A 12,309-nucleotide genomic window follows, 5' to 3' on the forward strand; every position below is an offset into this window, starting at 1 on the left:
CCTTGCTCCCTGGCATCAAGGTTTCTTCCTGTTTATGTGACTAGTTATTATTAGCGGCCGAAGGCTCAAGAAAGCGCTGCCAGAGTGCGGTGACTATATCGCGATGGACACGAAACTCTTCACCATCGCTGAGCGCTTTTTCACCAGTGAGCGCCGCTCGGTGCGTAGCGCTACGATATGCTAGGTAGGCCTCACGAAGGCGCTCCGCCTCTTCAGCAGGTAAGTGCCCACTCTCGGCAAGACTCTCTAGAATGCGGATATTATCGCTGTAGGCGAGTAACGCAGGCGTTTTGTGAGCAAGCGCTAACACCGCGTATTGGCAAAGAAACTCGATATCCACCATGCCCCCAGCATCGTGTTTAATGTTGAAGGTATTGCTGGTGGTTTTACTGCCCAGATGGTCGCGCATTTTGTGACGCATCTTGACCACCTCTTCGCGCAGCGCAGCTTTATCTCGCTCACCGCCTAAAATATCGCCCCGCAGCTGACTGAACTTCTCGGCCAATTCATCGCTACCCGCTACCACGCGGGCGCGCACCAATGCCTGGTGCTCCCAGGTCCAGGCATTCTGACGCTGATACTCCGCAAAGGCTTTAAGCGATGTGACCAATAGCCCAGAATTACCCGAAGGTCGCAGGCGCATATCCACTTCATAAAGCGTGCCGGTGGGCGTTACCGCAGTGAGCAGGTGAATAATGCGCTGACCCAGACGGGTAAAAAACACCGGTGTATCAATGGGCCGTGGACCATCAGTAGTGCCTTGCCCATCGCTATCGTGAAGGAAAACCAAGTCTAAATCTGAACTGTAGCCCAGCTCAATCCCCCCCAACTTGCCGTAGCCGATAATCAGAAACTCAGCCTCGCGGGCATTCAGCCCCTCCGGAACGCCATGCTTGCGGGTAATATGCTTCCACGCCATGGCCAAAACGGCATCGAGAATGACTTCGGCGATAAAGGTTAAGTAATCACTTACTTTCATAAGATGCCGAGTACCGACGATATCCGAGGCCGCTACGTGCAGGGTTTGCGCGTGTTTGAAAACACGCAGCGCCTCCAGCTGGGCCTCCTCATCATCCTCAGGCAGACGATTCAGCGTTTGGCGCAGTTCATCGGCCAGGCGCGCTTTATCGGCGGGGGTATACAGCGTTTCTGGCGTCAGCAACTCGTCAAGCAGAATGGGGTAGCGTGACAGCTGCTCGGCTATCCATGGGCTGGGTGCACATAGGCGCATCAAGTGTTCAAGCGCCTGTGGGTTTTCGCGCAGCAGCGCAAGGTAAGCCGTACGCCGCAGCACGGCTTCAATCAGCGGCTGCACCCGTTCAAACGCGGTATCCGGTACCTCATTGTCCGCCACGGCATCCAGCAGTAGCGGCATCAGCGCATCCAGGCGCTCAAAGCCAATCCGCTGCATGCTTTGCACTTGCCGGGAATGGTAAAGACGCTGCAGCCGCTTCAAGGCTTTTTCAGGCTCGTTAAAGCCCGCCTCGGCAAGGTGAGCGGTAGCCTCCGGCACCTCTAACTCGCCGCGCCAGATAAGCCGCCACTGGGCCAAGCCAAGCTGGCGATCATCGTTGGCCTCTTCGACATCTTCTTCGGGGTCGGCAATCACTGCGTCGAAATGTCGACGTACCCGCTCGCGCACTTCGTCAAGCTGGGCGACAAGCCCTGGCCAGTCTTCATGGCCCATGGCGAAAGCGACCCGCTCACGATCACTATCATCGCTGGGCAGGGTTTGGGTCTGGCGGTCTTCCAACGCTTGGAGTGCATGCTCGACATCGCGCAGAAAGGCGTAATCGGGCAGCAGTTCATCGACCACTTCTTGGGGTAACAGGCCTAGCTCGGGCAAGCGATTGAGCGCCGTTTTCAGCGCTGTGACCTGCAGCTCCGTATCGCGGCCGCCGCGAATCAGTTGGAACGCCTGTACCACGAACTCAACTTCGCGAATACCGCCGGGGCCAAGCTTGATATTGCTCTGCATGCCTTTGCGCTTCACTTCGCGATTGATCATCGCCTTCAGTTCACGCAGCGACTCAATGGCGCCAAAATCGAGATATTTGCGATACACAAAGGGGCGCAGCCCGGCCAGCAGCTCGTCGCCGGCATCGAGATCCCCAGCGACCGGACGCGCTTTAAGCATCGCGTAACGCTCCCACTCGCGGCCTTGATCCTGGTAGTAGCTGGAGAGCATGGCAAAACTGCCCACCAGCGGCCCGCCATCACCCAAAGGCCGCAAGCGCATATCGACCCGGAAGGCGAAGCCGTCAGCCGTCATGGCATCCAAGGCGGCAATCAGCTTTTGCCCCAGCTTGGTAAAGTACTCCTGGTGCTCTAAGGGCTTGCGTCCTCCCTGGGTTTCGCCCTTTTCGGGAAAGGCAAAAATCAGATCGATATCGGAAGATAGATTCAGTTCCCCTGCGCCCAGCTTTCCCATACCCAGAATCACCAGACGCTGGGGAGTGCCGTCTTTGCGTGGGGCAGGCAAGCCCCAACGCGGCGCATAAAACTGCTCAAGCCAAGCTAAAGCAGCTTCTAAACATATTTCTGCAAGTTCTGAAACCGCCTTGGCGGTATCCCACATGCTATGGCCGGAAGCACGGTTAAGGTCACGCCAAACAATACCCAGCATACGCTTACGGCGAAATCGGCGAATCGCCCGCTGCATGGCAGCTTCATCCTCGGCACTTTCAAGCGACTCATTCAGCCAATTGGCAAGCTCATCGCGCCCAGGGTTTGCGTCCAACTCTCCGACGATATCCAGTTCAGCTAGCCAATGGGGGTGGCGCACCAGTGTGTCCAGCGCAAAGGTCGAAATGGCCAGCACTCTAGCCAGGGCTTCGCGGCGCTGATCAGAAAGCCCCTGCCAGCTGCTGGAGGGCAGCTCTTGCTTGGTCATCTCAGCAACATTATCGGCTTGGGCAAGCGCCTCACTTAGCCGCTGCCAAGCGGATTGAGTGGCTTTTTGTAACGACGCTGGCAGCGTCGACAACGGTAAAAAATCGTCGTTCACTTGCATAACCACCTCGCTGACAGCGCGTTAAACGTTAGCTTGCAAAGCCTCATTTCAACGTCTTATTGCAAATTTTGAGCTCAAACCCTGGCTTAGCCAAAGAATTTTTCCCAGCCCAATAGCCCCCAGGTAAGACCGGCCATGATCAGCGACAGCATTACCGCCGCCGAACCGATATCCTTGGCCCGCCCTGAAAGCTCATGGTGCTCGGTGCCGATCCGGTCAACCACGTTTTCTATTGCACTATTAAGTAGCTCTACGATCAGTACAAAAAACAGGCTACTTACCAGCAATAGCCAACTGATCGGACCTTCGCCAATCCACCAGGCAAACGGCAGCAATACCAGCGTAATGCCGACCTCTTGGCGGAAAGCCGCTTCGTTTCTAAACGCCGCTTTCAGACCTTTCCACGAATACCGCGTGGAGTGAACCAAATGTGTTAAACCGGTATGCCCAGGTTTCATGCAGGTCGCCTCACCTTGTGAGCGTGGAGTTTGTTCAGTTGGCTAATATCATTGCTTCTAGATCCAGTGACAACGGATCCAGCACCTCTGACCAGCTTAAATAAGGCGTACTGCTGTTACCATTGACCATGACACTAAACACTCCCCAACGCCCTTGCGCAGTGCGAAAATAGCCAGCCGATGCGCGGACTGCAAAGGGTTGGTTAAGCGTGCCAGTTTTGATCATGACATTATTTTGAAAGGTGGAAGACCCCCGCCGAATAAAGCGCATTACCCCGTTTGCTGGCGACTGAAAGGACGCCACGAAGCTTGGAAACAGGCTGCTTTGATGAAACATGTCTTCCAGCATCACATTAATGCCCAGAGCCGAGGTACGGTTTTCAGTGGTCAGCCCGCTGCCACTATACAGAGTTAACGGCCCGTGCCCGGGTAGATTCTGGGCGTACGTTTCAATCGCCAGGCCTGCCTGACGTAGCTGTGCCTGGGGCGTATCGACTAGATCGAGCGCCAGCACATCGGCCATGTAGTTATTGGAGTAGTTCATGATACGCAGCAAAAGCTCTTGCAGTGGCTGACTATCCACCGCTGCCAGACGCTGAGCGCTGCTGGGCGGCTGAGACGTGCTAACGCGCCACGGTTCGCGCACCTGAATACCCGCCTGATTCAACATGCCCATCAACACTTGCGCGGTGGTTTCAGCGGCATCACCCGCGCCACGATAGACATCGCGGGCAGTCGCGTTGGTCGAAATCTGGCCCGTCAGACGCATCACGTCGCCGCGCGCGTCGGTGATACGCTCAGCGCTAATCTCGGTACCGCTATTGGCTGGGCGAGTGACTACCTGGTTGTCAATGGTGATCAGCGACGTCTGGCTATCGCAAAGCCCCACCTGGGCGGATTCACCTGCGGTAGCGGCAGGCGCGACATTAACGCACCAACTGCCGAAGTTGACCCCCGCTGATGAGAGCGGTGCGCTATAGGCATTGGCAACCCGAGTCAGGGCATCACAGCGGTCTGTGGTAATGCAGTCCACCGATCCAAAGCGCCACTGGCTGACCACCAACGCCCCCTCTACCTCACGCACCCCGGCCAAGTGTAAACGCTGCACCAAGCGCCATAGGTTTTCAGTCGTGAGACCCGGGTCTCCCCCGCCCTCAAACACCAGATCACCGCGTAGCACGCCATTTTCGATGTCAGCGGAGCTGACCAGTTGGCTGGTAAAACGGTGTTGGGGACCAAAACGGTTCAGCGCCGCCGCCGATAAATAGGCTTTAGTGACCGAAGCGGGCGACAGCTGGCGGTCCGGGGTAATACTGCCCAATAATGCATTGGCGCCTGCGTCAGCATCCAAAAGACGTGCTTCGGCACTAATCGAAAAGCCTTTGTTCTGCAGCTGGCCCAGGCGATTGAAATCGGCGAACAGGCTGGTACTGGCACATAGTGCCAGCGTGGCTATACCTGTCACCAGCGACCAGCGCTGCCTACGCTTAACAGTAAAAAAACACCCCATTACAGTTCCTCAATGCACATTCATTTTAGAAAACACTTGCAGCATGACGACGCCCGCCACGATCAAGCTAATGCCGACCACTGCCGGTAAATCGGGCTTTTCACCGAATATCACTATGCCGACCAGGGTGACCAGCACAATGCCTAGGCCCGCCCAAATCGCATAGGCAACCCCTACCGGCAGCGTGCGTAGCACTAGGCTGAGTAAATAAAAGGCCAACCCGTATCCCACCACGACGACTAAGCTAGGCAGTGGTCGAGTAAATCCCAGGGAGGCTTTTAAGGCACTCGTGGCGATCACCTCGGCCACTATCGCCAGCACTAAATAGACAAACGTCATGTTCGCTCCAGATCAACGCATAAACGCCACAGTGTCTGGCCACTTCGAGCATACTTAGCCTCGAATGGGGTTAAATAGTCGCCTTTAGGCGCAATTTCAGTCACGGCTGCCTGCTTACCAGTAACCTGGGCCACCGCCAAGGCAAACTCTTCAACATAGAGTGACCAGTTGGAGCGCAGCTCAAGGTGCCCTCCAAGGCCCAACAGTGTGGGTAAAACCGCATGGCCATGCCAGCGCATTTTTAAGTGCGCCGCCTTGGGGTAAGGGTTTGGATACAGCAGGAAGTGATACTCGGGCGCCCAGCCAGCTTGATAGGCCAAACGCCAGAAATCCACAAGATCGGCTCTCACCAGCAGTGCATTTTCTGGCAACTTGCCATGATCGCGCCCCAAGCGATCCTCGCTACGATCAACGCCAACCACCGCATGGGCGGGGAACTGCGCTGCCAGTTGACGTGTCGATATGCCTACGCCGCAACCTGAATCAAGTATCAACGGCGATTGGCGCTCCGCGAACCACTCCGCCGCCAGGGCAAAGTTACGCTGCGTGTGCTCGGCAATCGGTTTACGCAGCGGATGTGCTAGCGCCCGGCTCACCCGACGCGCCAAATCCTGGTGCGGGCCTGGCTGATTAGAAATCACTGGTCGCGAATTATGCTGCATGCCATCACTCGGCTGAAAAACGTGATTCTATCAGTCTCGAACGCTTGCGGCATGACGCCATTGCACAGCCGGTGCTATGATCATGCCTGACGTGCTTATTAGCGTACTCATTAAGCGCATAGTATTGGGCTTTATACGCCTAGTACTGTTGCCAATAATTGTTGTTACCACCACCGCACCACGAGGAACCCGGCTTGTCACACTTACCGGTGATTGTCGGCATGGGCGGCATCAATCCCGCTGGCAGAACCTCTGGCCATCAGGCCTTCCGCCGCACCGTGCTTGATGCCCTTCCTGCTGACCAGCAACGCCAGACACTGGAAGGCTTGGCGGCGCTTATGCGCCTAGTAGAGCACTCCGAAAAGGGGTGGCACGATAGTCAAGGCCAGCCCGTAGAGGCTCCTGAGAAGTCGCTGCGCGATCGGGTGCTCAACCACACTCTGATCCGGCGCAATGAAGACCCGCGCTTTCTTGACCCTGGCATGCCATCTAACCGGCAGGCCAGTATGCAGTTGGCCGAGCCAATACGTTTCACTCTGCGCCGCCGCCAGTTGCCCGAACACCTGCCAGCGGATTGGCAGGTGCGCGACATTGATGCCCGCGAGGTAGAGGTGAGCGTGCCCGCAGGGGTGCTGGAGGTACTGCTGCCCGACGCGCAGTTGCCCAAAGTCCGCGCGGCGGCTCAGCTACCCAGCGGCTTCGACCCCGCAAGCCTCTACCGCAGCGTCCATCACCCCCGCGGCCTATCGCTGGCGGTGTTTGGCGCCAGCGACTGCCTGGGGGCCAGCGGTCTCTCCTGGGAGACGCTGCGCCAGCAATTGAACCCGGATCATATTGCCGTGTACGCCGGTAACTCCATCGGCCAACTCGATGATCAGGGCTGGGGTGGCTTACTGAAAAGCCTGGTGAGCGGCCAGCGCGCAACGTCCAAGCAGATGCCGCTGGGCTATGGTCAGATGCCTGCCGACTTTTTGAATGCCTATGTGCTGGGCAGCGTAGGTGGCACCGGCGCAGCATTAGGCGCCTGCGCCAGCTTTCTCTATAATCTGCGCCTGGGCATTGATGACATTCGCGCTGGCCGCCGTCGTGTGGTGATGGTGGGTACCGCAGACGCGCCGATTACCCCAGAAATCATTGAGGGCTTCCGTGCCATGGGTGCGCTGGCGGACGACGCCGGTCTGAAAGCCCTGGATGCACTTGAGCTGCTTACCGACAGCGACTATCAGCGCGCCTGCCGCCCATTTGCGCGCAACTGTGGCTTTACTATGGCGGAAGCCAGCCAGTTTGTGCTGCTGATGGACGATGCACTGGCAATGGAAGTCGGCGCGGATATTCTCGGCGCAGTGCCGGATGTGTTCGTCAATGCCGACGGTTACAAGCGCTCGATCTCGGCGCCGGGCATCGGCAACTACATCACCCTCGGCAAAGCGACTGCGCTGGTGCGCGATATGCTGGGCGAAAAAGCCCTTAAAGAGCGCAGCTTTTTGCACGCTCACGGCACAAGCACGCCCAAAAACCGCATTACCGAATCCCACGTATTCGACGAAATCGCCCGCGCCAACGGCATTAGCAACTGGCCCGTAGTGGCAATCAAAGCCTTTATTGGTCACTCACAAGGCTCCGCGGCGGGCGACCAGTTGGCGAGTGCCTTGGGTAGCTTTGCTCACGACTTGCTGCCGGGCATTCCCACGCTCGATGCAGTGGCTGATGATGTCTATGCTGATCGGCTGCGCTTTTCGCAAACGGCACAAACTTTCCGCGCGGACGCCGCTTTTATTAACGCCAAGGGCTTCGGCGGCAACAACGCCACAGGCGTGGTGCTTTCACCTGCGGTGACCGAGCGCTTGCTGACTCAGCGCCACGGCGCGGCAGCGGTGAACGCCTGGAAAACCCGTCGCGAAACCACCCGCGAAACGGCAGCGGCCTACTTGGCCCAGGCAGATCATGGCCACTACGCCCCGCGCTATCAGTTTGGTGAAGCGGTGCTCGAAGGCCCAGAGCTGGATATTCACGCCGACCGGATTCATATACCCGGTTACGACCACGCCGTCTCATTAACCAGCGATAACCCGTTTGGCCGTCTGGACGAGGAGAGCGAGGAATGACCACGCGCAAACTGAATATCGCCGTCTACCCGGGCACCTTTGACCCCATCACCAACGGCCATTTTGACCTGATCGAGCGCGGTGCGCGGATGTTCGACAAAGTGGTCATCGCGGTGGCGGCCAGCCCTGGAAAAAGCCCTAATCTCGATCTAGAGACCCGCATGGCGCTGGTCAAAGCGGTCTGTGCGTCGCTGCCCAACGTTGAGGTGATCGGCTTCTCGACCCTGCTCACTACCATGATGCACGAACAGGGCGCTACGATCATTCTGCGCGGCTTGCGTGCGGTGTCCGATTTTGAGTACGAGCTGCAGTTGGCCAATATGAACCGCGCGCAGAACCCGGAGCTTGAAAGCGTATTTTTAACCCCGGCGGTGGAAAATTCGTATATTTCTTCGACCATCGTGCGTGAAATTGCCAAGCTCGGCGGCGATATTTCTCCCCTAGTGCATCCACAGGTCGCCGAGGCGCTGCGTAAGCACTACACTAGCTAGCCAACGCCATTGTTGAGTAAAACACTCAGGTATTAGATAGCCTGAGTGTGAATGCCATCCGCGAGGTATGCCCATGGCCCTGATGATTACCGACGAGTGCATTAACTGCGACGTCTGCGAGCCCGAATGCCCCAATGATGCGATCTCCCCAGGTGAGGAGATCTACGTCATCGATCCCAATCTATGCACCGAGTGCGTCGGACACTATGACGAACCCCAGTGCCAGCAGGTTTGCCCGGTAGACTGTATTCCGCTTGACCCAGAGCGCCACGAAAGCCAAGAACAGCTGATGCAGAAGTACCGCATCATCACTGCCGCCTAAACCTAGTGCGAATTTGGGCCCTTGCCTGGCCAATCATTCTCTCCAATATCACCGTCCCGCTGCTCGGGTTGGTGGATACCGCTGTGGTCGGGCACTTGCCCGACTCTCGCTATTTAGCGGGCGTCACCCTGGGTGCCACGCTGTTTAGCTTTCTCTACTGGGGCTTTGGCTTCTTGCGTATGGGCACTACGGGGCTAGTCGCCCAAGCCATGGGGCGCGAGAGCGACACAGACGTGCGCAATCTGCTGGGGCAGTCACTAATCATGGCGCTGGTGATTGGCAGCCTATTGATTCTGTTTGCCTCGCCGCTGATTTCGTTGGGCCTGTGGCTATTGGATGGCAGTGAAATAGCAACCGAGTTAGCCCGCGAGTACGCCCATATCCGCCTCTGGTCAGCGCCAGCGGTGCTCGCCAACTACGCCATTCTGGGCTGGTTTTTGGGCCAGCAGAACTCCCGCGTCACGCTGATGATTTTACTGCTCACCAACAGCGTTAATATCGTGCTGGATTTATGGTTTGTAGTGGGTCTGGGTATGACCAGCAACGGCGTGGCCTGGGCCAGCGTGATCGCCGACTACAGTGCGCTGGCGTTTGGCAGCTACTTAGTGCTGCGCCAGCTAGCTAGGCTAGAAGGCCTCTTTTTGCGCGAGCGCTTGCTTGCCCTAGCGGCCTATGCAGCCCTATTCAACGTCAACGCCAACCTGTTTGTGCGCACCCTTGGCCTGCTGTTCGCCATGGCGTTCTTTACCGCCCAGGGCGCCCGCCAGGGTGACACGGTGCTCGCCGCCAATGCCGTACTCCTGCAATTTATCATGCTCACCAGCTACGCCTTGGATGGCTTTGCCCACGCGGCTGAATCTCTGATTGGGCGCGCCTATGGTCGCAAAGATTGGCGTGATTTTGCCGCCACTGTGCGCGCTGCCGCGCATTTTTCATTCTGGACCGCGGGCGCTGCCGCCCTGCTTTTTGCACTAGGCGGCAATGCGCTGATTGCGCTACTCACCGGTCTTGCAGAGGTACGTGCGACCGCGGCACAGTACTTACCCTGGATGGTCGTTATGCCGCTGATCGCGGTATGGAGCTACCTGCTTGATGGGGTGTTTATTGGCACCACCGCGGTACGTGAAATGCGCAACAGTATTTTTATTGGCCTGGCTGTTTACCTTCCCGCTTGGTGGCTAACCCAAGGGCTGGGCAATCATGGTTTGTGGCTGGCATTCATGCTGTTTACGCTGGTTCGCTCGGCAGTGTTGGTCTTCTATTATCGCCAATACCGGTTAAGCCACTGGCGCTAAAACAGGCGCAATTCTTGATAACTGCGCTAACGTGAGATTAGGAGGGCAGCTTCCACGTGAAAAACAGTGCGCTCCCCCGTATATTAGCCATGCACTTCCTAGCCACTTGCTAGGCACTTCCTAATAATGAATAAAGAGAGCATCCCATGCTTAAAATGATCTCAAAACCAGCGGTAAAGCTGGTGGAGCGCTATCTCCCCGACCCGTATATTTTCGTTCTACTGCTGACGTTAATTGCCTCGGTCGCTGCGATTGCCATTGAGCGCCAAACACCGCTGGCGGTTCTGCGCTTCTGGGGCGATGGCTTCTGGGGCCTGCTGACGTTCTCGATGCAGATGCTGCTGGTGCTGGTCACCGGTTTTATGCTGGCAAGCTCACCGCCGGTAAAACGAATTCTGCAGAAAATTGCTGGCACCGCTAAATCCCCCGGCGGCGCAATCATCCTGGTGACGCTAGTCTCATTGGCGGCCAGCTGGATTAACTGGGGGTTTGGCCTGGTGGTCGGCGCACTCTTTGCCAAAGAGCTGGCCCGGCTAATCCGCGTTGACTACCGACTGCTTGTCGCCAGTGCCTACTCCGGTTTTGTGGTGTGGCACGGCGGTTTGGCAGGCTCGATCCCGTTGACCATCGCTACCGAAGGGCATTTTTCCGCCGACCAAATTGGGGTGATTGGTACAGGCTCAACGATTTTCGCCTTTTTCAACCTCGCTATTGTGGTCTGCCTGTTTATCGCCATCCCGCTGGTAAACCGCATGATGCTGCCGGACGATAAGGATAGCGTCTACGTCGATCCCAGCGTGCTGAATGATGAGCCAGAGACGGTTGGTCGTATTACCCGCCCTGCGGAGCGCCTGGAAAACAGCTTCACCCTAGCCATGCTGGTTGGTGTGCCGGGGCTGCTGTTTTTGCTTGACCACTTTTTGCTACGGGGTGGCGGCTTAAACCTTAACGTCGTTAACTTTATGTTTTTGTTCCTAGCCATAGTGTTACACCGCACGCCGCGTAACCTGCTTAATAGCCTGAACGAGGCGATTAAAGGCGGTGCAGGGATTGTTATTCAGTTCCCGTTTTACGCTGGCATCATGGCGATCATGGTTCAGTCTGGGCTAGCAGAGAGCATGTCCGAATGGTTGGTCTCCTTTGCCACCGTCAATACTCTGCCGTTTTGGTCATTTATCAGTGCCGGGATTGTCAATCTGTTCGTTCCCTCCGGCGGCGGCCAGTGGGCCGTGCAAGCCCCCGTAATGCTACCTGCTGCGCAGGCGCTAGGCGCTGACATTTCACGGGTCGCCATGGCGGTCGCCTGGGGCGATGCCTGGACTAACCTGCTGCAGCCCTTTTGGGCACTACCGGTGCTCGCCATTGCCGGGCTGAAGGCAAAAGATATTATGGGTTTCTGCCTGATTCAGCTTTTTATTACCGGCATTATTATCTCCGTCGGTCTGGTATGGTTTTAAAGAGAATATAGTTTTAAAAAACCGCCAATGACTGCCCGCCGCTCAGTTTGCCCAGCCTATGGGTAGCGGGCAGCCGTTATTGGGCTCAAGTAACAGCAGGAGCAACGTATGACAGACGCCGAAATCAGCGCGAACGCTGCCCTGCCTGGGCAGCATGAACTCTCCATGACCGTATTGATGACGCCCGATATGGCGAATTTCAGCGGCAAAGTGCATGGTGGCGCGATTCTTAAAAAGCTCGACGAAGTCGCTTTTGCTTGCGCTAGCCGCTATTCGGGCCACTATGTGGTGACACTATCGGTGGATCAGGTGTTGTTTAAACAGCCGATTCATGTCGGCGAACTGGTCACTTTTCTAGCCAGCGTCAATCATGTTGGCCGCTCGTCGATGGAAGTGGGCATTAAGGTCGTAGCTGAAGATATTCGCAATAAGCTGATCCGCCATACCAACAGTTGCTACCTCACCATGGTCGCGGTGGACGCTGATGGTAAACCCGCCAGCGTACCGCCACTCAATTTAGCAACGCCGCTGCAGAAACTGCGTTTTGAAAAGGCGGCTTTACGCAAAAAGCTACGCAAACAGGCGGAAAGAGAAGAACTGCTAACCCAGCAGCATCACCAGTCCCAGGCCCATTAAAAGACCCAGCGACAAGGAGTT

At 56.8% G+C, this 12,309-nt stretch carries 11 protein-coding genes; 6 read left to right on the top strand and 5 right to left on the bottom strand.

Annotated features, from left to right (window positions below; translation table 11 throughout):
• Window positions 1-40: 40 nt before the first annotated feature.
• From glnE to QEN58_RS15640, 5 genes are all read right to left on the bottom strand, one after another.
• On the bottom strand, window positions 41-3,013 hold the full coding sequence (gene glnE / locus QEN58_RS15620) for a bifunctional [glutamate--ammonia ligase]-adenylyl-L-tyrosine phosphorylase/[glutamate--ammonia-ligase] adenylyltransferase (RefSeq protein WP_280104530.1): 2,973 nt from the start codon (window positions 3,011-3,013) through the stop codon (window positions 41-43).
• 86 nt (window positions 3,014-3,099) lie between these two features.
• Complete coding sequence (locus tag QEN58_RS15625) at window positions 3,100-3,471, bottom strand: diacylglycerol kinase (protein WP_240718854.1); 372 nt, start codon at window positions 3,469-3,471, stop codon at window positions 3,100-3,102.
• Between the two features lie 34 nt (window positions 3,472-3,505).
• Window positions 3,506-4,981 carry a D-alanyl-D-alanine carboxypeptidase/D-alanyl-D-alanine endopeptidase gene (dacB, locus tag QEN58_RS15630; RefSeq protein WP_280104531.1) on the bottom strand — a complete coding sequence of 492 codons (1,476 nt, stop codon included), beginning with the start codon at window positions 4,979-4,981 and terminating at the stop codon, window positions 3,506-3,508.
• Window positions 4,982-4,990: 9 nt separating this feature from the next.
• Complete coding sequence (locus tag QEN58_RS15635; RefSeq protein WP_280104532.1) at window positions 4,991-5,320, bottom strand: DMT family transporter; 330 nt, start codon at window positions 5,318-5,320, stop codon at window positions 4,991-4,993.
• Complete coding sequence (locus tag QEN58_RS15640; protein WP_280104533.1) at window positions 5,317-5,982, bottom strand: methyltransferase domain-containing protein; 666 nt, start codon at window positions 5,980-5,982, stop codon at window positions 5,317-5,319. The genes QEN58_RS15635 and QEN58_RS15640 overlap by 4 nt, the downstream gene beginning before the upstream one ends.
• Window positions 5,983-6,203: 221 nt before the next feature.
• Between QEN58_RS15640 and QEN58_RS15645 the strand changes: the two genes are divergently transcribed.
• The 6 genes from QEN58_RS15645 (at window position 6,204) to QEN58_RS15670 (ending at window position 12,288) form a co-directional block, all read left to right on the top strand.
• Window positions 6,204-8,087, top strand: a complete 1,884-nt coding sequence (locus QEN58_RS15645; RefSeq protein ID WP_280106951.1) for a beta-ketoacyl synthase — start codon at window positions 6,204-6,206, stop codon at window positions 8,085-8,087.
• Entirely contained in the window at window positions 8,084-8,578 is a 495-nt protein-coding gene (coaD, locus tag QEN58_RS15650) for a pantetheine-phosphate adenylyltransferase (RefSeq protein ID WP_280104534.1), read from the top strand. Before QEN58_RS15645 ends, coaD begins: the two co-directional genes overlap by 4 nt.
• A 73-nt stretch (window positions 8,579-8,651) precedes the next feature.
• Window positions 8,652-8,900 (top strand): YfhL family 4Fe-4S dicluster ferredoxin, encoded by a 249-nt coding sequence (locus QEN58_RS15655; protein WP_280104535.1) that lies wholly within the window; start codon window positions 8,652-8,654, stop codon window positions 8,898-8,900.
• Between the two features lie 5 nt (window positions 8,901-8,905).
• A complete protein-coding gene (locus QEN58_RS15660; protein WP_280104536.1) occupies window positions 8,906-10,195 on the top strand; it encodes an MATE family efflux transporter in 1,290 nt (429 codons plus the stop codon).
• Window positions 10,196-10,341: 146 nt separating this feature from the next.
• Entirely contained in the window at window positions 10,342-11,652 is a 1,311-nt protein-coding gene (locus QEN58_RS15665; protein ID WP_280104537.1) for a short-chain fatty acid transporter, read from the top strand.
• A gap of 108 nt (window positions 11,653-11,760) precedes the next feature.
• Entirely contained in the window at window positions 11,761-12,288 is a 528-nt protein-coding gene (locus QEN58_RS15670) for an acyl-CoA thioesterase (RefSeq protein ID WP_071694225.1), read from the top strand.
• Window positions 12,289-12,309 lie beyond the last annotated feature (21 nt).

The sequence above is a fragment of the Halomonas alkaliantarctica genome, from assembly GCF_029854215.1.
GTDB classification, from domain to species: Bacteria; Pseudomonadota; Gammaproteobacteria; order Pseudomonadales; family Halomonadaceae; genus Vreelandella; species Vreelandella alkaliantarctica_A.